This window comes from Agaribacter marinus (genome assembly GCF_030160655.1).
GTDB lineage: Bacteria > Pseudomonadota > Gammaproteobacteria > Enterobacterales > Alteromonadaceae > Glaciecola > Glaciecola marina.
This window is the reverse complement of sequence record NZ_BSOT01000009.1, coordinates 62,617-86,055: the sequence shown is the minus strand read 5'-3', so window position 1 is coordinate 86,055 and position 23,439 is coordinate 62,617. Positions and strand designations below refer to the sequence as shown.

21 protein-coding genes are annotated in these 23,439 nt (G+C 41.4%); 2 read left to right on the top strand and 19 right to left on the bottom strand.

Annotated elements, in window-relative coordinates:
* Positions 1-28: 28 nt before the first annotated feature.
* Positions 29-1,744 carry a S8 family peptidase gene (locus tag QQK00_RS16075; RefSeq protein WP_284218695.1) on the bottom strand — a complete coding sequence of 572 codons (1,716 nt, stop codon included), beginning with the start codon at positions 1,742-1,744 and terminating at the stop codon, positions 29-31.
* 442 nt (positions 1,745-2,186) lie between these two features.
* Between QQK00_RS16075 and QQK00_RS16070 the strand changes: the two genes are divergently transcribed.
* Entirely contained in the window at positions 2,187-2,957 is a 771-nt protein-coding gene (locus tag QQK00_RS16070; protein WP_284218694.1) for a hypothetical protein, read from the top strand.
* Positions 2,958-3,019: 62 nt separating this feature from the next.
* Here QQK00_RS16070 and QQK00_RS16065 read toward each other — a convergent pair whose 3' ends face one another.
* The 17 genes from QQK00_RS16065 to QQK00_RS15985 form a co-directional block, all read right to left on the bottom strand.
* Complete coding sequence (locus tag QQK00_RS16065; RefSeq protein ID WP_284218693.1) at positions 3,020-3,871, bottom strand: spondin domain-containing protein; 852 nt, start codon at positions 3,869-3,871, stop codon at positions 3,020-3,022.
* A gap of 15 nt (positions 3,872-3,886) precedes the next feature.
* Entirely contained in the window at positions 3,887-4,729 is an 843-nt protein-coding gene (locus QQK00_RS16060; protein WP_284218692.1) for a spondin domain-containing protein, read from the bottom strand.
* A gap of 216 nt (positions 4,730-4,945) precedes the next feature.
* Positions 4,946-5,206 carry a 30S ribosomal protein S17 gene (gene rpsQ, locus QQK00_RS16055; protein ID WP_284218691.1) on the bottom strand — a complete coding sequence of 87 codons (261 nt, stop codon included), beginning with the start codon at positions 5,204-5,206 and terminating at the stop codon, positions 4,946-4,948.
* Complete coding sequence (gene rpmC, locus QQK00_RS16050; protein WP_284218690.1) at positions 5,206-5,397, bottom strand: 50S ribosomal protein L29; 192 nt, start codon at positions 5,395-5,397, stop codon at positions 5,206-5,208. The genes rpsQ and rpmC overlap by 1 nt, the downstream gene beginning before the upstream one ends.
* Positions 5,397-5,810: a 50S ribosomal protein L16 gene (rplP, locus tag QQK00_RS16045; RefSeq protein ID WP_284218689.1), complete on the bottom strand. Its 414-nt coding sequence runs from the start codon at positions 5,808-5,810 to the stop codon at positions 5,397-5,399. Before rplP ends, rpmC begins: the two co-directional genes overlap by 1 nt.
* A 2-nt stretch (positions 5,811-5,812) precedes the next feature.
* Entirely contained in the window at positions 5,813-6,517 is a 705-nt protein-coding gene (gene rpsC / locus QQK00_RS16040; RefSeq protein WP_284218688.1) for a 30S ribosomal protein S3, read from the bottom strand.
* A 9-nt stretch (positions 6,518-6,526) separates the two neighbouring features.
* The gene (gene rplV / locus QQK00_RS16035; protein WP_284218687.1) at positions 6,527-6,859 is read right to left on the bottom strand and encodes a 50S ribosomal protein L22; all 333 of its coding nucleotides are present in this window, start codon (positions 6,857-6,859) and stop codon (positions 6,527-6,529) included.
* Between the two features lie 12 nt (positions 6,860-6,871).
* A complete protein-coding gene (gene rpsS / locus QQK00_RS16030; RefSeq protein WP_284218686.1) occupies positions 6,872-7,147 on the bottom strand; it encodes a 30S ribosomal protein S19 in 276 nt (91 codons plus the stop codon).
* Between the two features lie 15 nt (positions 7,148-7,162).
* The gene (gene rplB, locus QQK00_RS16025) at positions 7,163-7,987 is read right to left on the bottom strand and encodes a 50S ribosomal protein L2 (protein WP_284218685.1); all 825 of its coding nucleotides are present in this window, start codon (positions 7,985-7,987) and stop codon (positions 7,163-7,165) included.
* An 11-nt stretch (positions 7,988-7,998) separates the two neighbouring features.
* Positions 7,999-8,301 carry a 50S ribosomal protein L23 gene (rplW, locus tag QQK00_RS16020; protein WP_284218684.1) on the bottom strand — a complete coding sequence of 101 codons (303 nt, stop codon included), beginning with the start codon at positions 8,299-8,301 and terminating at the stop codon, positions 7,999-8,001.
* Positions 8,298-8,903 (bottom strand): 50S ribosomal protein L4, encoded by a 606-nt coding sequence (rplD, locus tag QQK00_RS16015; RefSeq protein ID WP_284218683.1) that lies wholly within the window; start codon positions 8,901-8,903, stop codon positions 8,298-8,300. The genes rplW and rplD overlap by 4 nt, the downstream gene beginning before the upstream one ends.
* A 17-nt stretch (positions 8,904-8,920) precedes the next feature.
* Positions 8,921-9,559: a 50S ribosomal protein L3 gene (gene rplC / locus QQK00_RS16010; protein ID WP_284218682.1), complete on the bottom strand. Its 639-nt coding sequence runs from the start codon at positions 9,557-9,559 to the stop codon at positions 8,921-8,923.
* Positions 9,560-9,577: 18 nt separating this feature from the next.
* The gene (gene rpsJ / locus QQK00_RS16005) at positions 9,578-9,889 is read right to left on the bottom strand and encodes a 30S ribosomal protein S10 (RefSeq protein WP_232360004.1); all 312 of its coding nucleotides are present in this window, start codon (positions 9,887-9,889) and stop codon (positions 9,578-9,580) included.
* A gap of 368 nt (positions 9,890-10,257) precedes the next feature.
* Complete coding sequence (locus QQK00_RS16000; RefSeq protein WP_284218681.1) at positions 10,258-13,059, bottom strand: tetratricopeptide repeat protein; 2,802 nt, start codon at positions 13,057-13,059, stop codon at positions 10,258-10,260.
* A gap of 180 nt (positions 13,060-13,239) precedes the next feature.
* Positions 13,240-14,205: a choice-of-anchor A family protein gene (locus QQK00_RS15995; RefSeq protein ID WP_284218680.1), complete on the bottom strand. Its 966-nt coding sequence runs from the start codon at positions 14,203-14,205 to the stop codon at positions 13,240-13,242.
* Positions 14,206-14,475: 270 nt separating this feature from the next.
* Positions 14,476-17,559: an efflux RND transporter permease subunit gene (locus QQK00_RS15990; protein WP_284218679.1), complete on the bottom strand. Its 3,084-nt coding sequence runs from the start codon at positions 17,557-17,559 to the stop codon at positions 14,476-14,478.
* A 21-nt stretch (positions 17,560-17,580) separates the two neighbouring features.
* Positions 17,581-18,687 (bottom strand): efflux RND transporter periplasmic adaptor subunit, encoded by a 1,107-nt coding sequence (locus tag QQK00_RS15985; protein WP_284218678.1) that lies wholly within the window; start codon positions 18,685-18,687, stop codon positions 17,581-17,583.
* Between the two features lie 787 nt (positions 18,688-19,474).
* Between QQK00_RS15985 and QQK00_RS15980 the strand changes: the two genes are divergently transcribed.
* A complete protein-coding gene (locus tag QQK00_RS15980) occupies positions 19,475-21,565 on the top strand; it encodes a GspE/PulE family protein (protein ID WP_431307753.1) in 2,091 nt (696 codons plus the stop codon).
* 20 nt (positions 21,566-21,585) lie between these two features.
* Here QQK00_RS15980 and QQK00_RS15975 read toward each other — a convergent pair whose 3' ends face one another.
* A complete protein-coding gene (locus tag QQK00_RS15975) occupies positions 21,586-23,316 on the bottom strand; it encodes a helix-turn-helix domain-containing protein (RefSeq protein WP_284218676.1) in 1,731 nt (576 codons plus the stop codon).
* Positions 23,317-23,439: the final 123 nt, after the last annotated feature.

The following is a 23,439-nucleotide window of genomic DNA, read 5'->3' as shown; positions in this document are numbered from 1 at the left end:
TCTTTTTACACTTTAGATAGCTAGAGAATTAGTTACTTTCAGCATTCTCAACGGACTGAGTACTTTGAGCCATTATTCGCAGTTTGTCTCCGCCCCAATGACCACCATTTATATCGATCGTTTGTCCTTCCCAATGTGCACCTAACAAATCTAAAGCGTTATCAGTTGCATGGGCTTCCAAGAGGCGCATTCTATTGCCACCCCAATGACCACCATTAATATCAATAAGTTGTGTAGACCAATGCTCATCTGCATTTACCAATGTCCCATCAAACAAACGAATCGCAAACTCACCTGTATCTGTCTGCTCAACTGGCCCAATAAAATGCGCGGTATCAGCAATATCAGCCTTAATATCTAAGCCTTTATTTGCACAACCTGTGGTGTGTGTCATTACCGCTTCGTAAGCGTCAACTAAGCCAGCGCCTTGCTTAAAAGGTGAAAAGCTATACTTACCTTCTTGTGTAACAGCTGCGCGCGCTGCTGTCATGATTTTACATTTCACATCATCTGGTGAAAGATGCGGGTTATTTTGTACTACCAATGCAGCCACACCTGTTACAATAGCCGCCGCCTGAGATGTCCCTGAAATTTCTGCGTAGTCATGCCCAAGGGGATGAAGTTTTAATTTTCTAGCAAGAATATTTTGTTGAAATTTAACCGCAATATTTGTCGCAGGTGCCACCACATCAGGCTTAACAAAGCCATCATAAGTAGGCCCCATGGACGAAAAAGAAGCAATGCGGTCATCTGAATAATCAAACGGCGTACGGTTATCGGTCGCTGCACCTGCTGTTATAATATAAGGATTATTACCCGGTACTGTAATACCAAGTTCTTCACCGTTGTTACCCGCAGAAGCAACTACCACAATGCCAGCATCCCATAGTTTCGTCACGGCTTGGTTGATAGGATCCTCCCAATAGCGACTAGTCGCTGCAGTGCCTAATGAAAGATTAACTACTTGAATACGCTTTTTGTCGCGATTTTGATAGATCCAATTGAGTGCATCGAGTACTGTCGAGTAGTTACTTTTACCTTCGGCATCAAACGCTTTTACTGGTAAAATATTTGCCTCAGGTGCAATGCCATTGTAACGATGCCAGACACCTGTACCATGTTTAAACCTGCTACCTATAATGTTTGCAACATGCGTCCCATGGCCGTTTTGATCATCATTTTTTACAGTAGACAATTGACCAAGTGTCGCATCGTATTTTGCCACTAAACGATTGCTACCGTCTTCATGTTCAGCTAAGCGTCGGCCATAGTCGCCATTGACATTTGTACCACTATCAACGATAGCAATTGTCACACCACGCCCTTTTAGACCAATGGTATGCAAACGATGCGCTTCTACTTGCTGCGCTATGTTGTTGTTTATTTCCCATTGCATATGCGCAGGCATAGGACTTTGCGTCTTTACGACACCATCCTGTTTTAAAGACAAACTACCGATCTTTGTTATCGCTTTAACTTGGTCACTGGTTAATACTGCGGAGACAGAATTGATGATTGGGAACTCACGAGCAACTGAAACGCCAGCGGCTTCTAATACGGTAGTCAAATGCGCAATGCTCGTGCCTTGGATGATATATGATTGTTGTTCAGTGATTTCACTGCTTGCTGAAGCCAATACCTTAGTCGCTGCTGTAACAGGCAGGTCTGGCGTATTTTCGCTTTGCACTGATAAGGTCAATGCGATACTGCAGGCAAGAATAGTGGCTTTACTGATTAACTTCATTTTTATCTCCTCTCGTTATACATCTTCGTACAACGAACAACAGGGTAATGCTTAATACTGCGTACTCATATAAAGTACGTGTTACTCGCCCATAGCACTGTCCGCGCCAGCTTTTCAATTAAAAATAAAGCGTTGATTTATATATATTTTTTTTAACATCCAGATATACGTATCACACAAAATAATATTATGAACTTATTAATGAGTAAAATTTCGATTTATTTATTCATAATTTAAATTTTGACCAATTATTAATTCGAATTTTAAGTATTAACTACTAAATTGCATGTTGACTCACATACTTCAAAATAATCGTCAATTAAAAATAGTACGTACCGATACACAAGTAGCGACAAATATGTTTAGTCAAGTTAACTTGCGCAGCAATGACAGTTGACAAAGAGAGGCGCCCAAAATCAAAGTTTCTTGGTCTACGGCCTTAATGATAATTGTAGTAACGACGACGCTTGGATACGTAATGTATTCATTGAAAGCCTCGCCAGAAAAAGCCGTCGATATACCGGAAAATACGCATAAGTTAAATCATAAAAATGACACGATAGGGACGAGTATATTCACTGACGAGGGGAATAAAATCGCTGAACAAGTCGCTACGACAAAAAATGATGGCACACTATTAAAGGACAGAATTATCTTACCAATTGATATTCTCGTGCTCGGTACTGATGTAAATAAGAATATCGCATTGTTGGAATCGAAGAGCGAGGTAATTACCTATCAATTAGGTGATTTTGTATTCCACCAACCCATTAAATTTACGCAACTTTCAGATACCGTTGTATCCTTGGTTTTTAACAATACAGTATTTGAATTACCCTTATATGATGCAAACCTGTTATCTACGAAAAACGAGAAAGATAAAATACCCTTCTCTCAAATGACATCAGAGCAAATTGGTACCCGCCCAAAACTACTAGAACATATAATCGATTTGACGCCGCTACAAACACCAATGGAAGACTTTCATGCATCACCGGGTAAAAGCTATAAGCTATTTACGCAAGCCGGGTTGCAAGAGGGAGATGTGATTAAAAGAATCAACAATATAAATGTAAACGAGCAAGCTAATATTAAAGCGCTATCCGAGCAAGTTCACCACTTGGACTCCATTAAATTTGAAGTGCAACGCAACGGCAAACTAGCTACTTTGTACCTAGATATACCCTCTGAAGATTTGACGTTTAGCAATTAAAAAAAGGAGGTGTCATTAAACACCTCCTTTTACACAAGTAAACCAACTACAAAACTACAGGTTTACCTACTACGTGTTACCACAACTTTCGCTGTTGGATTGTCAAATCTGTCGCTTTGATCTAGCACTGAGCTTGATAATCCTTCTTTACTCGGGTCGTCGGCGTTTTCGGCCGTCACCACGCCTGCGTGAACTCTTACTGCATCAATGATGTCGTCGCGCACTTCGCTAAATCCTGCTGGCGCGCCACCACCACCCGCTGCTGTGGCCGCAGGACCCGGCATTGTATCTGCCGTTTCTGTGTTTGCTTCTGTACCTGCATCCCATGTAATTGTCGTGAATGATACACTTTCACCAATTTCCATGTTGCTAATGTCATACCCTGTAACGCCAGTAAATGCGTCATTTGTATCAATTAGCATAGATGTAACCGTAAGCTGCAAATTATCTGAGTCAAGTACCGGTACAACAAGTGTGATGTTTTCACTCTTTTGACCCGGCATTATTGGGCCTGATCCAGGGGCAGCATCTAAAAATTGTATCGCTTCTTTAGATTCATCGATGACACCGGCAGGACTCCCACCTTCGGCTAATACTTCTATACCTACACTCGCTGGCTCGCCAGCTTTGAATGCGTAATAGCCAGGCTCATGTGCGATAACAGCCAGTGGCGCTAAAGGTTGACCGTGAGTCAAGTTTGTCACAACAACGTTATATGTAGCCAAACCTGCTGTTGGCGCATCTTCACCTGCGGGACCTTGAGGACCCTCTGGACCCGCCGGCCCTTGTTCACCTGCAGGTCCAACAGGACCAGCCGGACCTGGTGCACCAGCTTCGCCATCATCACCGCTACATGCGGCCAAGAAACTTATACCAACAGCGACAGCCAACGTTTTAAGTGTTAAATCTTTCATACCATTCTCCTTAGCTTAAGATGCTGGCACTACAATGGTCACTTTAGCAACGGGATTTAACCATCTATGAATAGTAGAATTAAGGTCACTAGCACCGTCAGTTGCAGACGTATCACCTAAGGTATTTCTGTGGATATGAATAGGGCCGTCAGTGCCATCTATCACCTCGTTCGGAGAGGCTAGTGCGTTACCTTCAGCATCCCAACCAACAGTTACTGCAACGCCTGTACCACCATCACTCATTGACGGCATAACTGGCGGCGCACCTGCACCCGCAACACCTGGCACACCGTAACCGCCAAGCGCTGCACCACCTTCTTCGGTAATGTCTGTGCGAAGGCTGTTTAATTCATCATTTAACTCCGTACCGGCATCGTAAGCATTTAAGTAATAGTGATATGTGCCAGGTACAGTCGGAATTTCAATGCTATCCAAGCCAGCGAAAGCATCATTCGTTGGGATAAGCATAGTTGCAAGAGATAACAGCGGCTTGTCCATAGTATCGAAGGTATAAGTAAGGGTAGTTGCTGGTGCGACTAAACCGCCAAACTTATGCCAAGTGTTTGAGTCATTGTCGGTGTCAGCTGGGCCTAATACAGATTCAAAATTTTGACCGATAGAATCAGCACTGTCAGAATCATCAATTACACCCGCTTCTGCTAGCCACGCTAAAGGTACAGACGCTTCCTCACCCACTTCATATAAATCTGCGGCGTCAGTATGCGCTACGACAAGTCGAGGAGTGAAGTAGTTACCCTGTGTTAAGTTGGTAATGCTGAGCTCAACTTCAACCGCATGAGCCGCCGATATTGATGTTAAAGTTACTGCCGCAAATGCAGCTAGTCTATGTAATTTCATGCTTTGATTCCTGTTATCTAAATTAAATATTTGCTAACGGAATCCAGTTTGGAATGAAAATCTCACGTAATTGTCACGTGTCTCTCACATTTATGTTTTTATTTGATATCAAATTGAAAATGTATTTTTACTGAGATTTTGGCTGGTAGATTTTTTGTATTAGAAAACAAAAAAGGTTGCCGAAGCAACCTTTTAATATGTATAACAAAAGAACAATTAGATAATTGTTGCTTTTACTACAACGTCAACCAATGTCCAAGTTTTACTCTTAGAAATTGGGCGACACTCACGTAGAGTAACGGTGTCACCAATGTTACATACATTAGCTTCATCGTGTGCGTGTACTTTAGTAGAACGTTTAATGAACTTACCATAAATTGGGTGCTTAACGCGACGCTCAATTACTACGGTAATAGATTTGTCCATTTTGTTACTAGAAACACGGCCTTGAACTGTACGGATTTTTTGTTCAGACATTACGCACCTGCCTTCTCAGTTAAAAGTGTTTTCACACGTGCGATGCTACGACGTACCGTTCTAAGTTGGTCAGTTTTTTCAAGTTGACCAGTAGAGTGTTGCATGCGTAAATTAAACTGCTCACGAAGTAAGTTTATTAACTCTGCATTCAACTCTTCTACACTCTTTTCTCTTAGTTCTGTAGCATTCATTACATCACCGTCCGAGTTACAAAGGTTGTCTTAAACGGCAATTTAGCAGCTGCTAATGCAAATGCTTCACGCGCCAATTCTTCTGGTACACCTTCCATTTCGTATAAAACACGACCTGGTTGAATTTGGCATACCCAGTATTCAACGTTACCTTTACCTTTACCTTGACGAACCTCAAGAGGCTTCTCAGTAATTGGCTTGTCAGGAAATACGCGAATCCAGATTTTACCTTGACGTTTTACGTGACGAGTCATAGCTCGACGTGCCGCTTCGATTTGGCGCGCAGTCATACGACCACGACCAATAGCTTTAAGGCCAAATGTACCGAAACTTACCTTGCCACCGGCAACTGCAAGACCACGGTTACGACCCTTATGCTGTTTACGAAATTTCGTACGCTTTGGTTGTAACATTATTAGCCCTCTCGCTTAGCGCCACGGCCTTTCTTCTTTTGAGGTGCAGGAGCTGGTTGCTCTTGCTGAAGTGGTAAACCACCCAGTACTTCACCTTTAAAGATCCAGACTTTAACGCCAATGATACCGTAAGTAGTCAGTGCTTCTGAGGTAGCGTAGTCGATATCAGCACGGAAAGTGTGTAATGGAACACGACCTTCACGATACCATTCGCTACGCGCAATCTCAGCACCACCAAGACGACCGCTTACTTCTACTTTGATACCTAGTGCACCAATACGCATTGCATTCTGTACCGCGCGCTTCATAGCACGACGGAACATAACACGACGCTCTAACTGACTTGAAATGCTGTCAGCAACTAGTTGTGCATCTAGTTCAGGCTTACGAACTTCAGCAATATTCACTTGCGCAGGTACACCTGTTAGCTTAGTGATATAGTTACGAAGTTTTTCTACGTCTTCACCTTTCTTACCGATAACAACTCCTGGGCGAGCAGTGTGAATAGTCACACGAATGCTTTTTGCAGGACGTTCGATAACGATTTTAGAAAGAGACGCGTTTTTCAGTTCTTTCGTCAAGTACTGACGTACTTGATGATCGCTGTATAAGTTGTCGGCATATTCTGCTGTATTAGCGTACCAGGTGGAATTCCATGGTTTGCTGATACCCAGGCGTATACCGGTAGGATGAACCTTCTGTCCCATAATCTACTCCTAGTTATCCGCCACAACCACAGTAATGTGACTGCTACGCTTAAAAATACGATCAGCACGGCCTTTGGCACGTGGCTTAATACGCTTCATAGTTGGGCCTTCGTCAATAAAGACTTTCGCGACGGTTAATTCGTCGATGTCAGCGCCTTCATTGTTTTCAGCATTCGCGATGGCAGACTCAAGAACTTTCTTGACTAAACCAGCGCTTTTCTTCGGGCTGTAGCTCAAAAGCTCAAGTGCTTTTTCTACATGCAACCCTCGAATTTGATCTGCAACTAAGCGTGCTTTTTGAGCCGACGTACGAGCAAAACGGTGTTTAGCTAAAGCTTCCATTTTTATCTCCGATTAACGTTTGGCTTTCTTATCCGCGACATGGCCACGGTAAGTACGCGTAGGCGCAAATTCGCCCAATTTATGACCAACCATCTCGTCACTGACATATACAGGAACGTGTTGGCGACCGTTATGGACCGCAATGGTCAACCCAATCATATCTGGGATGATCATAGAGCGACGAGACCAAGTTTTAATTGGTTTCTTGTCGCCCTTTTCCACTGCAGCCTCTACCTTCTTCAGCAAGTGCAGGTCAATAAAAGGACCTTTCTTGAGAGAACGTGGCATGGTGAATCCTCGCTATTACTTGTTACGACGACGTACGATAAGTTTATCAGTACGCTTGTTGCTTCGGGTTTTCTTACCTTTAGTAGGAACGCCCCAAGGAGTTACAGGGTGACGGCCACCTGATGTGCGACCTTCACCACCACCGTGTGGGTGGTCAACCGGGTTCATGGCAACACCACGAACTGTTGGACGGATACCTCTCCAACGTGTTGCACCAGCCTTACCTAGTGAACGAAGCATATGCTCAGCATTACCTACTTCACCGATAGTTGCACGGCAATCAGACAATACTTTACGCACTTCACCTGAACGCAAACGAAGTGTCACATAAGTGCCTTCACGTGCTAGGATCTGTGCATATGCACCCGCAGAACGTGCAATTTGCGCGCCCTTACCAGGCTTCATTTCTATAGCATGAACTGTAGTACCCACTGGCATGTTACGCATAGGCATTGCATTACCAGCTTTAATAGGTGCATCAGAACCAGATTGGATAGCATCGCCAGCTTGCGCACCCTTAGGAGCCAAGATATAACGACGCTCACCGTCTGCATAAAGCACTAATGCGATATTTGCAGAACGGTTTGGATCATATTCTAAACGTTCAACTTTAGCCGGGATACCGTCTTTGTTGCGTTTAAAATCAATAATACGATAGTGCTGCTTATGACCACCACCGATATGACGAACCGTGATTCGACCATTGTTGTTACGACCACCGCTTTTGCTAATCTTGTCTAATAAAGGCGCATGTGGAGCACCTTTATGTAGGTCAGGGTTAACTACCTGAACTACGTGACGACGACCAGCAGAAGTAGGTTTAGCTTTCATTAACGCCATCTCTAATCCCCTTACTCAGCAGCCGCACCGACGAAGTCGATATCCTGGCCTTCTTTAAGTGAAACGTATGCTTTCTTCCAATCGCTACGCTTACCCATTCTTTGACCGTGACGCTTAACTTTGCCTTTGCAATTAACTGTACGAACAGAATTCACTTCAACTTCAAACAACTTTTCAACAGCTGCTTTAATTTCAAGCTTGTTCGCATCTTTAGCTACTTTAAATACAAACGTGTTTGCACTTTCAGCAGCTAAGGTTGATTTTTCAGATACATGAGGTGCTAGTAGCACTTTTAATAAACGTTCTTCGTTCATGCTAAAGACTCCTCAAGTTGCTTAACTGCATCTGCCGTCATAAGCACTTTTTCGAAAGCGATAAGGCTTACTGGGTCGATACCTTGAACATCACGAACATCTACTTTGTATAGGTTACGTGCAGATAAGAACAAGTTCTCATCTAATTCACCTGTTACAATCAACACGTCGTTAAGTTCTAGTTCGTTAAGTTTTGTAAGAAGTTCTTTTGTCTTTGGTGCTTCAACACCGAACTTCTCAACAACAATCAAACGTTCTTGACGTACCAACTCAGAAAGGATGCTTTTTATGGCACCACGGTACATCTTTTTATTCACTTTCTGTTCGAAGCTACGAGGCTTTGCAGCGAATGCGCGGCCACCACCAACCCAAATTGGGCTGCGGATTGTACCAGCACGTGCACGGCCAGTACCTTTTTGACGCCATGGCTTCTTACCACCACCGCGAACTTCAGAACGAGTTTTTTGCGCTTTAGTACCTTGACGAGCACCAGCACCATAAGCCACGACGACTTGATGTACTAACGCTTCGTTGAATTCACGTCCAAAAGTGGCGTCTGATACTTCAAGAGCGCTGTTAGCGTCTTTCAATGTTAATTCCATCAGTTCACTCCTAAACGTTATGCTTTAACAGCTGGCTTGACGACTACGTCGCTGCCAGTTGCGCCAGGTACTGTACCTTTAATTAATAAAAGGTTGTTTTCTGCATCAACACGTACTAGCTCCAAAGATTGAGTAGTCACTTGTTTGTTACCAAGCTGACCAGCCATTTTTTTACCTTTGAATACTTTACCTGGTGATTGGTTTTGACCAATTGAACCTGGTGCACGGTGAGAAATAGAGTTACCGTGTGTCATGCGCTGTGAACTAAAGTTCCAGCGTTTGATTGCACCAGCAAAACCTTTACCCTTTGAGGTACCCACTACGTCTACTTTTTTGGTGTCGTTTAAGATTTCAACAGTGATTTCACTGCCAACTTCTATTTCTGCACCTTCGCCATCACTTAGGCGGAATTCCCAAAGACCACGACCAGCTTCAACGCCAGCTTTAGCAAAGTGACCTGCTTGTGCTTTGTTCACACGGTTGGCTTTTTTAGTGCCAGTGGTCACTTGTAATGCGCGGTAGCCGTCAACTTCTTCAGTACGTAACTGAGTTACACGGTTTGGGGTCGCTTCGATAACAGTCACAGGGATAGAAACGCCGTCTTCAGTGAAGATGCGAGTCATGCCTACTTTACGACCGATAAGACCAATCGACATTGTTATTACCCTCTCTTGTTAGCCTAGGCTGATTTGAACATCAACGCCGGCAGCCAAGTCCAATCTCATCAAAGCGTCAACTGTCTTGTCAGTTGGTTCAATGATATCTACTAAACGCTTATGCGTACGTATTTCGTATTGATCACGTGCGTCTTTGTTTACGTGTGGAGAAATTAACACTGTGTAGCGCTCTTTGCGTGTAGGAAGTGGAATAGGGCCACTAACTTGTGCACCAGTGCGCTTTGCTGTGTCAACGATCTCCGCCGTAGACTGATCGATCAACTTGTGATCAAACGCTTTTAGACGAATACGAATTCTTTGATTAGCCATCGATTAAGCTCCAATCGAAAGAACAAAAAAATTCACCTTCTCAATCCTGTTCTTTCTTATTGAAAGTTGGATGAAAAGATGTGCGTAAACCGATAACTCCTAATTGGAGTTCTGTTCATATGTTAGCTTGCTTGGCGACTGCTAATTTTTATAAATCATTAAAAGCCATTTTGGCGTGGTAAATTCTAAAGAAGTGCATTCACTCATTGACCTAGAAATTTACCGCTAACTCACGTCTTGAGAAGACAACTATTAGGTTAGTCTGCTAGACAGTGGGCGCGAATTATACAGGGATTGGATGTTGAGTCAATAGCAAAGCTAATATAATTAGAGATTAAAGCCTGTTGATTTTTGTCACTGGCTAATCTTCAGTTACTTTCGAGTAATTGCAATAGTAATATTGCGTTTTTCTTGTCTTCAAAGTTGACATTTTCAACATCTAGTATTCTATTCAGAATACTTATTGCTTCACTTTTACGACCTAGCTTTTCTAATGTATACGCTAAACGATACTTCAAAGTGTTTGAATTGTTGTCTTTAACACTTGCTTCTCGCAAAAATCCCAACGCTTCTTTGTATTTTCCTTGCAATGCTCTCAGCCACCCGAATGTTTGCAATACCTTTGAATTGCCATTATCCAACGCGTATGCCTGCAATATATATTGCTCACTTGACACAAGGTCATCTGGCAAATACAGTCCAGCTAAGCGATTAAGCAACGCGCTTCGATTTGGCATTAAGTTATTCGTTAAGATATATTCATATTCACGTATCGCAATATTTTTATCCCCATAATAGTAGTGATACTGTGCTTTAAGGCTTCTGTAAAAATAACTACTATCTTTGCCGATTGCGATTTCCAACTTGGCGAGAAAAGCGCTCGCATTAAACCCTTTGCTGACCAATGCATACATTTTTGCCAATACCACTTGATTAGTAACGTCAATGGCTAAAAGTTTTTCATATTGCGCATTTGCTGATGCTGTATCATCTTGCAGCAAACTCAGGTCTGCGCTTAACAAACCAACTTCAATGTCTTCTGGATAGACTTTCTGCAAGCTTGCTATAGCCTTAGCCCCATCTTCGTAATCTCGATTCTGTAAAAGGACTCTTATGTAATCAACTTCAATTTGACGCTGATTTGGTAACAAGGCTCGCAAATTTTCCATTGCCTCCAGTGCCAAGGCATATTCAGCAGTGGCGCTATATAAGCCACTTTGTGCTTTATATAGTAGTGGGTTTGCGTTAGCTAAATAGCTAAGCTTTTTAGCCTCAACCGTTGCCTTATCATATTGTTTTAATTTGATGTGCAATCTAGCTTTTAGCACAATATAATTTGCAGCACTTGGAAACTGTCTAGTTAAACGATTTGTTTGATTTAGCGCTTGAACAAAATCACCAATAGAAATTAGATACTCGATGTAATCACTCCGAACGACATCATCGTCTTCATATTTTTTAACTAATTCAAGGTATAATGCGCCTGCGTCATCATATTGATTCAACCCCATATATGACCTTGCCAACGCCAAACTTGCAGATAGATGCTCTCCTCGGCGCGCCAGTATTGACGCTAATATAGATTGCGCTCGCTTGTAATCGTTCATACCATTTAAAGCTATTGCCTTATTAAACAGCAAATCAAATGAATCCCCTTGATGCTCTATTTGTTTGTTAATGAGCGCGAGAGCTTCAGCAAATGCTCCCTGCTTAATATTCGATGCAATCTTAAAGCTAGGTATCATTTCATTTTGAGGGTCAACAGAATAAAGAGCGTCAATTCCCTTATCTGCGGCATTAAATCGAGCGAAATCTATATTGGTCAATACATATGTTTGCAACACCGAGATATCATCTGAAAATTTGCTAAACATAGTGTCTAATGCGTCAAATGCTAGCGACTTGTCGGCTTTCGTAAGTAGGCTCTTTAATTCCAGCAAGGCAGTTTGCGGATGGTCATCAAAGCCATTTTTTAACTGTGCTAATAGTGCGTTGGCTTTATATACTTTATTTCTTTCGAGATATAAATTCGCTAGAAACAGTGTATGTTGGAAGTTTCTCAATACCGACGTTTCATATTGTGAAAAAACAGATAAAGCAGCTGCTGGATCCTTTAGTGCCACATGAGTTTTTGACAATAAAAATGCAGCATCTACATTACTTTTATCGCCAGACAAGTAAGTGTCAAAATCTTGTAACGCCAACTCAAAGTTACCTTGAACATAATTTACCAAACCACGCAAATATACCAATGTTGGTTCTAGGTTTGCTGCCTGGCTGCTAAGTTTTGACAGACTAGCTTCAAGTGCATCGAAGGCTTTTGCATCGACTGGCCTTGCCCCTAAATGTTCTTTTAGCCAAATAAAGGCAAAATTTACATAAGGGTCTTGCGGGTACTCAGTAAGAATTTTTTCTGATAGCTTAAGCGCTTGCTCAAGTTTTCCTTGCGATATATATATATCCGCTAGATTTCTAGAAATAGTTGGCGACGCCCCCTCAAGATCATATGCTTGTTCTAGATACATCTGCGCCTTGAATAAATCGCCATGAATACGATGATATTGACCTAATAGTCGAAGTGTTTCAGGGTTATTTGCTTCATACTTGTTGGCTTCATCAAGTAATGCTTTAGCATTATTAAACGCGTCCTCTTGCAAACTGATTCTGGCTAAACTATTTAGTGCATTCATTCGCTGAGAAGCACTTTTTCTTATTGAGTTAAGCAATTCTCTTGCGCACAGGTAATCTTCGATATTTATGCAAGCTTCCGCTTTTAAATATGCCCAGGAAAGCCGATTGCCTTCAGATAACAAGGATTCAAATTTCAAGGATATCAAACGTGAGAACTGGCGCGACGCCAATAATGCTTGCCCCCACTCTCTTGAAAATAAATTGGGGTCAGCGCCAGCAAACTCTGCCTCAGAGAACTCTTGTTCTGCAGCACTGAATTCTTTCTTATTCAGCAGTAACTTCCCCATTAGTATTTTAGCTGGTAAGTATTTTGGTGCTGCTTGTATCGCATTTTTTGCAAGGACATAAGCTGCATCGTACTTACCATCATTAAACGCTACTAAGGCTTTTTCATAATTCGTGTTGTTGTCATTTGCTAAAGAAGTATATGGTAAAAATACACACACTAGAATGACAATACTAAAGCGTTGAATAAACATGTTCTTTTCCGAGAATAAAGTAAACCTAATTATAGCAACCTGAATATACGTCGTTTAGCAAGAGGCGCTGATATTAACGACATAAGAAGTATAGTCTGCCAAATGCAACAAAGCATTAGAGTGCAGGTATTAATAACCTACGCACTAATGCTCTTAGAAGATAAAATTATTCGGAATAATTTAGCGGGAGCGTCTATAAACCAGCGCTATAGCAGACGCTAGGATAAACCAGAACATGGGAGGCACTGGCACGCTAACAGTTGACGTTGGCGGTTCATCCCCATTGAAAGTGAAATTATGGAACTCTCTCGCACCGGTAAAGGACAACGCAGCATATGCGCCATCAACATTTGCACTACCGAAAGTATGCGCGTAAGGGGCTAAAACAGATCCTTTAACATTCAAAGAGCCAAAATCAATTCGAGTTGCATCAGAGAAATTCCACAAAACGCTAGAAAATGCTGCATTTCCATTGAAACCGTTGTTAAGATTTATACCTCCACCCAAAACGATTTCATTATCAGTTAAACCATTCGTAGCAACGTTAATTATGACTGTACGTCCTGAGGTACCATTCAACGAAAGATTGCTGTTTTGTGCAAAGATATCTTTTGCTTCAACATTGAAGACAACCTGATCTTCTGTGCCTGAATAATTGAATTGGCCATTAGCGTATGTACCATTTGCGGTTAATCCAGCATAGTAAGCGGTATCCGCGTGCAATTCGGCAACAATATCCGCAATAGAAACAGCCGGATTGTGTATTAGCTGGGCATCATCGCCATCATTTAATTCAATTGTTGTATTGTTGTATATCTGGCCACCATAAACAAAGTTATTGTCTTTTAGTACACGAATTTGAACATTGCCGCCATTTACGTCACCGACATTGCCAACAACTGTTACAGCATCAATTGCGATGTCTGTATTTTCAAGTCTACTACCAAACTCTGCAGCGACATTGGCGTTTAAGTCCCCACCAATAACAGCAGAACCTTGAACGTCTCCGCCAGTGAAGTTGTAATCTTCAATCAGTATCAGGTTATGTTTACCAATTGTATTTTCAACACTATTTGCATCATACGCATATGACGCCAAACCCACAACGACCACTGTGCTAATGGCCTTTATTAAACTAAACTTCACTCTTACTACCTACTGATTTAATTAAATGCACTTTAACATGGCATTTACACTACTAAATTATCACAACTACGCTTACAGCATGAGTGCCGAAAACAAACTACAAGAGTGTGTCTACTGTGCGTACTTTGCTTAACTACCGCTTCTGAAAAGCAAAAATCAAGCCACATATTATATTTATATATTTCAATAGGATGCACCTATTAATTACATTCACTGTAAAGCTTTTTGACACTCAACAGCAAATCCGACCAGTAATATACCATAAAACGCCTACGTTTGTACTGCTGCTTCCGTCACTTTTACTTTTTCGATATTAGTAGGCTTATGTGTTTGAGCAATCAACACATAAACGTTGGGTAAAATGTACAGCGTAAATAAGGTGCCAATAAACATACCAGCTACTAAAATAAGACCAATGCTATTTCTTGCTTCTGCACCCGCACCAGTTACTATCATAAGTGGAAAATGACCTAATACAGTGGCAGCGGTTGTCATCAAAATTGGGCGTAAACGAGAGGTCGCGGCGCCTGTAATAGCGCTTAATTTATCATGGCCATCGAGCTGCATTTCCTTAGCAAATTCCACAATAAGGATGCCATTTTTAGCCACCAAACCCACCAAGGTGATCAAGCCTATTTGTGAATATATATTAATTGTCGTTAAGCCTAGGTATGGGAAAAACATTGCTCCAGCTAATGCTAAGGGGACAGAGCCTAGCAACACGACTAAAGGATCACGCAAACTGTTAAATTGAATGGCCAGCACAAAATAAACAAAAATGAGCGCTATACCTAAAATACCTACCAAGCTGTTGCCACCTTTACGGATTTGTCGAGATTCGCCTGCGTAATCAATGTTGTAATGTTTAGGCATGATATCCCGAGCAATATTCTCAAGCACACTCAGCGCCTCTTCCTTGGTACTTGAAGGTAATATACCGCCATATACTTTGAAAGAATTCTGTTGAGTAAATCGGGTTAATGAGCGCGGAGCAGTAACCTTTTCAAGTTGCGCAACCGCAGAAAGTGCAATTAAGTCACCACTTGGGGTAGTCAATTGTAAGTCAAGTAAGGCCTCTGGTGTGCGCCTTCCATGACCTTCTATCATCGGTATTACTTTGTAAGCTCGACCATCTAAATTGAAACGATTCACATAGTTGCCCGACAACATGATAGCCATTTGCCTATTCACCTCATTGAGACTCATACCTAAGTCGGCTATTCGTTCCCTGTCGATGACCAATCTAGCTTGCGGGAGGTCAATTCGTAAGTCAGTATCAGCAAACATAAAGTGACCACTACCGAATGCCGCACCAACAATTTGACTGGCATACTGTTGCATCTCTTCCGGGGAATCTGTTGACGTAATAATCAGTTCTACATCAAAATTTCCAGCGGTAGGCAAGGCTGGTGGCAGTATAGGGAAGGTTTGAATACCTGCAATGGTAGAGACTCTACTGTAGACTTCCCCAACAATTTCTTCCGTTGTGTAATCACGTTTGTCACTAGTGACAAATTCAATTCCACCAAACCCTCCAGTAGGGAAAACTATTTGCCACATTTCTTTACCACCTTCGATATCGAGCAATTTATCAACGGTTTTGTTCATGTGAAAGTCAGTGTATTCCAACGATGACTCTGGCGGTGACTGAGCAATGACAACGACGGTACTTTGGTCTTCAGTAGGCGCAAGTTCTTTTTTCGAAAACAAGTAAAATGGAATGGTTAACATGCTGATAAAGACAGCTGCCGTAATTAATTGCGGCCGCCATGCCAACGCGCTAATTAGTTGTTTAGCATAAAAGCGTTCTAGCTTGCTAAACTGGCGGTTAACCCACACGGTAATCTTACTTTCCTTGCCCCCCTCTGGTGACAAATAAGCACTCATTATGGGTGACAATGTTAACGCGACGACACCTGAAAATAAGACGGCAATAGCTAAGGTAAATACAAATTCTTTGAACAACATACCAGTTAAACCTGACATAAATCCAATTGGCGCATATACCGCCGCTAAAGTAATAGTCATTCCGATAATTGGTGTAAGTAATTGCCTTGAACTTTTTAGCGCAGCCTGCCGACGTCCCATACCTTCTCGCATGTATTTGGCAACATTTTCCACAACTACTATTGCGTCATCTACAACTAAACCTACCGATAGCACTACTGCTAAAATAGTCAATAAGTTAAGCGAGAATCCCATCAATGACATAGCAGCCATAGCACCCAAAATAGAAATAGGAATGGTAATCAAGGGCACTATGGCTGTTCTAAACGAACCCATTAGCATCAAAATAACAATGCCTACTAACACGACGGTTTCGCTTAAGGTGGTAAAAATCTCACTGATAGCATCGCGCATATACAGAGTAGCGTCATATGCCACGCCTATTTCGGTACCACCATCAAGTGTAGGATTAATTTGTTCTATTAGCCGATACAACTCATCACCAATTTCAATTTCATTTGCACCAGGTAGGGGCCAAACTGAAATGTATATTGATTGGTTTTTGTTGAGCTTAGCGTTAATTGTACCTTCACTTTCTGCCAACTCTACGGTGGCTATATCACCTATGGTAATGCTACTACCATCAATATGTTTAATCACTAAGCGCTGAAAATCACTCTCAGTTTTCATTAATGTGTTAGCGATTAGATCTATACGTTGTTTATCGTTTTCACTATTGCCAATAGTTGCCGCCACGTTGTTAGCAATTAGTGCATTTTGTACATCGATAGAACTTAAATTGAATGCAGCAAGTTTATCCGGGTCAATCCAAATACGCATCGCGGGAGAACGCCCCCCCTCTAAACCAACGCGCTGCACACCTTTGATCGTAGACAAAATTGGATTGACTTGATAAGTCAAATAATCAGTCAGTTGTTCCCGTGACATTTCTTTTGATTCTACATCCAAATAAAAGCTGGCGTTAGGTCTGTCGGCACGTCTAACCGATACGGCGGGATCTTCTGCACCTTGTGGTAGTTCAAAACGAATCTGACTGAGACGACTAGACAACTCAGCTAAGGCCATGGTGCTATTTTGGTTCAACTCTAACCACATAGTAACCCTGCTCGAACCAGCCACTGAAGTTGAATCAACATAATCAACACCCGGCACAGTGGAAGCAGCTCGCTCAATTGGTTCAGTAACGAAACCTTGGATCTCTTTGGCTGATGCCCCTACATAAAAGGTGTTAATTTCAATGGAAGAACTTTCGATTTGAGGATATTGCAATATAGGTAATTTAGTAGCTGCCAATAGGCCGACCAATACAATAACCATGGATAACACGATGGCCAAAACAGGTTTAGTGACAAACATGTCCATTATATTTTTTTTCATATGATTCATATTGGTAAACGTCCTGTTTAATTACTGAGGTTTATCCAGAGCATTTGCTTTCGGATCAAACGTTACGAGTAAGTCTGGACGCAATTTAAATGCACCGAGGCTCACAATTAAATCGTTTATATTTAGCCCTGAAGTCACGATAGTGCTGCTATCAAACTCTTCACCAATAGTGATTTCTCTTCTTGTAGCGCGGTAATTCTTGTTGTCTTGAGCTGGCGTTAAAAAATACACATAGGTCGAGAACTGATCACGCATGATAGCGGATGTGGGTATTTCAATCGCTTGAGTGGCAACCGACGTAGGAACCAATACATTTACTACAATACCTGGTTTAAGTAGTTGATCAGTGTTGGTAATTTCAGCTCTGAACGTTAAGCTACGAGCCGCCCGGTTCAACAGCGTGTTCTTCGCCAAAATTTTACCTTTAACGGGTACTTCGTCGTAGGGCAATTTAACCTGCAACTCTGTACCAGTTTGAATATAAGCAAATTGTTGTGGCAGTTTAAAATCAACCCATATTTTGTCGTCAACACTAACCAATGTATTGATTTCGCTGTTCGCAGAAAGATATTGCCCCACTTCAAGTGAATGTAATCCTGCTACTGCATCAAAAGGCGCTTTGATAGTTTTTTTATCAATTAAACTGGTGATGGCATCAATTTTCGCCTGTTGAATCGTCACTTGAATCCGTGCTTTGTCGTAGTTGTCTTGACTGACGACGCCCTGCTTGTAAAGCTTTTTGTTCCTGCGTAATTCTATTTCTGCCAATTCTAAGTTTGCTCTGGCATTAGCTAAGTTCGCTTGTTCTTCACTACTGTCCAACTGAACAAGAATTTGTCCTTGTTTAATTTGACCACCTGAAGGTAAATTAAGCGCAACAATAGTACCCTCAAGTTCATTCCGAATTGTGATGATACGGGTGGCAACAACTTCTCCCAAAGCCTTGGTTTTAGATACCCACGTTGTGCTACCTACTTTAATTGCTTCAACTGTTTCCGGGAATTCCATCGGCTCATTAGATGCTGCGGAGGCATTTTGTCGCAGATTGAAATAATACAATGCATAAGCAATCGCGCAGCAAGCCCCTAACGTAATCAGCCAGCGAAATATTGAACTGGTTTGTTTCATGCTTTGTCCTTAATAAATCTATAAATCAAAGTTTATCGCAATTTAATAGCTTAGGCGCAACAATTGCGCTTTAAATATCTTGGACGCTTAACGGCGTCAATGCTTTAAATCTGCGCTACTTTCCACGACGTAGGAGTATGTTTTTCAAATTCTTGAGCAGAGAATAAAATGCTAACGCCATGACGTGTTGTATATCCTTTTGTTGTCTCAAGATACCGACAAATAAATCAAATAGCGATTTGTATATTTATGCACACTAAACTTGATTTACCTCTTGACGCTTTGGAGGTTTTATCAATGGCCAACATATTATCAGAATGTTGTTCAACGGGGTATTGTAAAACTTAACTCATATTTGTACAAAATTGATATTTACAATTGGAATTATAGGCTCTTCTTTAATCTATGAATATGTTCTTTTTATGGACAACAATGGCTGTCTACAAGTCTATTTTTTGACCCAAAACAGTCTTATAAAAAGTCAATATTCCTGACACGAAAGATTTTTTCAAATTTGCCGATAATACTCAATTATATACGTATAAAGTTCATAAGGTGAAACGCTTAATCTATACCAGAAGTCAGATGACTTTTACGAAAGAACACGTAACAATTTGCCAGATTAATTTGAAGATCGTTAAAGGAAACCAAAGATCCAATGCAAGAACAGTCGCCAAACAATACAATACTCACAGAGCTTAATAAGCGACTGCAAGCCTACCCTTCGCTGACCGCAGCATACAGAGAAGTTGAACCACTAATTTTACAAGCATTTGGCGCCGTTCGTATGTCGATATTTCAACGTCGTCGCCAACATCAAGATCTGGTCGCAAGATATAAGACAGGTAAAGAAACCAAAGAGATAAAGGTACCTATCAGCCCACTTTCGATTGCCGGTTACGTTGCAATGGCACAACAGCCTTTAGTCATTAACGATCCTTATGACGACGAACAATTAAAACAAATACATTTCAGGCTACGTTTTGATAAGAAGTTTGATAAGGCGAGTCAATTTAAAACGGCCAGTATTTTGTGCGTACCGGTGATCAATGCAGGCGTTTTAATGGGCGTTATGCAAGTTATCAATAAATCTTCTGGCAGTTTTAACGATGACGACTTAGCCTTAGCGACGAAAATAGCAAACACCCTCGGCGATAAATTTAGATATGAACTCGGTGGCACCAAAAACCCCTTAGACTATCTCGTCCACCGAAATTTGGTTCAACAGAAACCTCTCAACGATATCTGTGAGTCCAATAATCCAAGGCAAATAATTCAACGCATCATTTCTGAATTGAGAGTTAAAGAAGAAGACATTGGCGAAGCTTTGTCTGTTCACTATCAAGTACCATTTTTGGGTTATTTGCCTGATACCTACAACTTACATCAAGGTAATTCTAAACTGAATATGTCATACCTTAAACGTAATCTTGTAGCGGTTATTTCAGATGTACGAGAAAACCCAATAGTCTTGATGTTGGAACCTAACAATGCGGAACTTCTAATGGAAATTGAAAGTGCATTGGGTATCGACAGCTACGAAATTGCAGTGGCATTGCCAAATCATATTCTTCAGTACTTAGGTGAAACCAGCGCTGGTGCTGGCCCAGGAGAAATGGATGAAATCCTCGACGAAATAGGAACATCTTTAGAAGATGATGACGACAATACTGACGAAATGGCGGAAGACGCTCCAGCGGTCGTTCGTTTAGTCAGTAGAGTATTGCAAGACGCTAAACGTCTGAATGCATCAGATATTCATGTTGACCCTGAAAAAGGCGCGCCCACACGCGTTCGAATGCGAGTTGATGGTGTTATTCGTGATATCACACAAGTACCAGCATCCCACCATAGTGCTGTTATCGCGCGTATCAAAATTATGTCAGGCCTAAATATTGCCGAAAAACGTGTTCCTCAAGATGGAAAATTGGCATTTAAAATGTCCGGACAATCAGTTGAAGTGCGAGTAGCAACTATCCCTACCGTTGCTGGTGAAGGTGTCGTTATGCGGATATTAGCCACTGGCGGTGCCATGCCCATTGAAAAAATGAATTTGATGGCCGAAAACATGGATAGGCTAAAACAAATGATTCAAAAACCACACGGCATATTACTAGTTGTTGGTCCTACTGGTTCAGGTAAAACAACCACACTTCACGCCGTACTTGGATATCTCAATACGCCTGAAAAGAAAATTTGGACTGCTGAAGATCCTGTAGAAATCACTCAACCAGGGCTTCAACAAGTGCAGGTGAGCCCCAAAATTGGTTTTACTTTCGCAAATGCATTACGGGCCTTTTTGCGTGCCGACCCAGACATTATCCTGATTGGTGAAATGCGAGATAAAGAAACGGCGCATGCGGGAATTGAAGCGTCGTTAACTGGACATATGGTATTGTCTACATTACACACTAACTCTGCGCCCGAGACCATCACTCGTCTATTAGATTTAGGTTTAGATCCAGTGAATTTTTCTGATGCATGTGTCGGCATTCTAGCTCAACGACTTATTCGTACACTTTGTGGTAACTGCAAAGAAAAATACGCCGCCACAGAAGACGACATTGCATTTATTAAGCGTCAATATGGCGATGAATGGTTTGAAGAATTACACCTAGATAGTAACTTACAACTGCATAGGGCGAAAGGCTGTGATGACTGTGGTGATACGGGTTACAAAGGCAGAACGGGCGTACATGAACTATTGGGCATGACACCCGAACTGAGGGCGCTCGTGTACAAAGAAGCGTCAGTCAATGAGATGAAAACGCAAGCAATGCAAGATGGCATGCGTACACTAACCCAAGATGGTATTCGCAAAGTCATTAAAGGTGATACGGATATCGCACAAATACAAATCTTGGGCGGCCACGACTAGACTAATCAACATTAGCCTAGTTATCCACGTTTGCTTAATTTTGATGGTGGGTATCCAAAGTGCAGCCTAAAATTTCGAGTGAAATTTGATAAGGATGGGATACCGACATTCAAACTGGTGTAGGTAACAGATTCACCACTCAATAGAATTTCGCGCGCCTTGACCATACGATGCTTTTGTAAGTAAGAGCGAAAGTTTGAATCGAAATACGTCCGAATACGCCGATGAAGTGTCTTCTCTGACATGAATAGTAACGCTGCGCATCGGGCACGATTAAATTCTTGATCTGCATAATACTGTTCAATGATGTTTTGAAATTTGTCTACAAATTCATTGTCAACATTACTAGCGCTGACTACGGATTTTTCTATCGTATAAGTCGCTAACGCTTCTTCAACATTATTTTCTGCCGCTTTGACTTCGTCAATACATGCACGTGAAATCGCCATGATTTCTTCGATTCTCACTGGCTTCTCTAGAAGGTTAGTGATACCTGCTCGCAACAATTTAATACGTAAATCTTGAGGAATAGCAAACGCTAAGAGTACAATCGGAATATCACGTATCTTAGGGCTAGCCATCATCAACGAAGATAGCTCTAATGCTTTGTCATATTCCACGTCGATATCACATAACACTAACTTAATGTTACGCGTAGACAGCATAGTTATTGCTTCATCAATCGTTTCAACAAGACACACATCATGGTTTGGTAAAATAGACGCTCTTGTATCTTTAAACACATAAGAGTTTGAAAAATTAATGACTAGTAATGCTGGATTATGCAACTGCTGAAACGCTGAAGTTTTTTCTGCGCTAGCGGCTATCTGAAGCACATTTTCAAGAGGCTTAGTATTGCTATTGACACTTCCATCAGTCTCGCATTTGTCTGTTGCATCATCAGAAGTTTTATCCTTAAGAGGCACAAATACTCTAACATTGGTTCCGTATTCTAAAGCGGTATTTATTTCAACGTCTCCGCCAAACGATTTAATGGTGCATATTGCCGCCGGTAAGTCGGTAAACACATAAGTATCAGCACTGCGCCGATGCAAGGCACATGCATTCTCGACCTTGAACCAAATGTCATTTAGTTGTGCTAAAGGCATTCCTCGCCCATTGTCCAAGATATTAATTACTAAGTTGTTTTCACAAACACCGCCATAAACAAGAATATTGGTGTGCTCATCATTATGCACTACGGCATTAACGACTAGTTCTTTTAATACTTTGCAAAAGGTACTATTTGGCATCAGAAGAATACATTTTTCTGATAGTGATATTGACAATTTACAATGATGGAAATCAGCGAACTCAAACAATGCTTTTTGTACAGAAGATAGATCTAAGGTGTTGTTTTCAAGCGTAACACTTGTTTGAGCAGTAATATCATCGATAGCAGCGTCGCATTCGGTATTATTGAACTGGAAATGTCTTAAGGTATGCAGTAAATTGCGCACTTGCCCTAATTCATTGCGCAACTTGGTACGGTACAATGAAGGGCATTGCTCATGATTTTGCGTCCAGTAATTAGACGTAGCTAACCCCTTTACAGCAGTTTCTAACTGATTAGCCATAGTAAATAGCTTATTGTTATTTATTACTTTGGGCTTATCGCATGCGTTCTTTGTTAGCAGGATAGTCTGATGTTTTACTTCACGAATAATCCGAATTTGCATCAAGTTAACGTAAAGCGACACGCACAACGCAAACGCACCTACGACATAAATAGCTTCGTAAAAAATATCCAACGGTAATTTCCTATGTACTACGTGACTCATTGGGAAAATATAATGGTTATATTATACCGTTATAAATGTTAACCATTTATACGTTTTTAGCATATAAAAAAAACACAATTTGCATGCTATATG

Coding starts and splice junctions, on each gene's coding strand:
- QQK00_RS16075 (WP_284218695.1), bottom strand. CDS start 1,744: ATGAAGTTAATCAGTAAAGCCACTATTCTTGCCTGCAGTATCGCATTG.
- QQK00_RS16070 (WP_284218694.1), top strand. CDS start 2,187: ATGATAATTGTAGTAACGACGACGCTTGGATACGTAATGTATTCATTG.
- QQK00_RS16065 (WP_284218693.1), bottom strand. CDS start 3,871: ATGAAAGATTTAACACTTAAAACGTTGGCTGTCGCTGTTGGTATAAGT.
- QQK00_RS16060 (WP_284218692.1), bottom strand. CDS start 4,729: ATGAAATTACATAGACTAGCTGCATTTGCGGCAGTAACTTTAACATCA.
- rpsQ (WP_284218691.1), bottom strand. CDS start 5,206: ATGTCTGAACAAAAAATCCGTACAGTTCAAGGCCGTGTTTCTAGTAAC.
- rpmC (WP_284218690.1), bottom strand. CDS start 5,397: ATGAATGCTACAGAACTAAGAGAAAAGAGTGTAGAAGAGTTGAATGCA.
- rplP (WP_284218689.1), bottom strand. CDS start 5,810: ATGTTACAACCAAAGCGTACGAAATTTCGTAAACAGCATAAGGGTCGT.
- rpsC (WP_284218688.1), bottom strand. CDS start 6,517: ATGGGACAGAAGGTTCATCCTACCGGTATACGCCTGGGTATCAGCAAA.
- rplV (WP_284218687.1), bottom strand. CDS start 6,859: ATGGAAGCTTTAGCTAAACACCGTTTTGCTCGTACGTCGGCTCAAAAA.
- rpsS (WP_284218686.1), bottom strand. CDS start 7,147: ATGCCACGTTCTCTCAAGAAAGGTCCTTTTATTGACCTGCACTTGCTG.
- rplB (WP_284218685.1), bottom strand. CDS start 7,987: ATGGCGTTAATGAAAGCTAAACCTACTTCTGCTGGTCGTCGTCACGTA.
- rplW (WP_284218684.1), bottom strand. CDS start 8,301: ATGAACGAAGAACGTTTATTAAAAGTGCTACTAGCACCTCATGTATCT.
- rplD (WP_284218683.1), bottom strand. CDS start 8,903: ATGGAATTAACATTGAAAGACGCTAACAGCGCTCTTGAAGTATCAGAC.
- rplC (WP_284218682.1), bottom strand. CDS start 9,559: ATGTCGATTGGTCTTATCGGTCGTAAAGTAGGCATGACTCGCATCTTC.
- rpsJ (WP_232360004.1), bottom strand. CDS start 9,889: ATGGCTAATCAAAGAATTCGTATTCGTCTAAAAGCGTTTGATCACAAG.
- QQK00_RS16000 (WP_284218681.1), bottom strand. CDS start 13,059: ATGTTTATTCAACGCTTTAGTATTGTCATTCTAGTGTGTGTATTTTTA.
- QQK00_RS15990 (WP_284218679.1), bottom strand. CDS start 17,559: ATGAATCATATGAAAAAAAATATAATGGACATGTTTGTCACTAAACCT.
- QQK00_RS15985 (WP_284218678.1), bottom strand. CDS start 18,687: ATGAAACAAACCAGTTCAATATTTCGCTGGCTGATTACGTTAGGGGCT.
- QQK00_RS15980 (WP_431307753.1), top strand. CDS start 19,475: ATGTCGATATTTCAACGTCGTCGCCAACATCAAGATCTGGTCGCAAGA.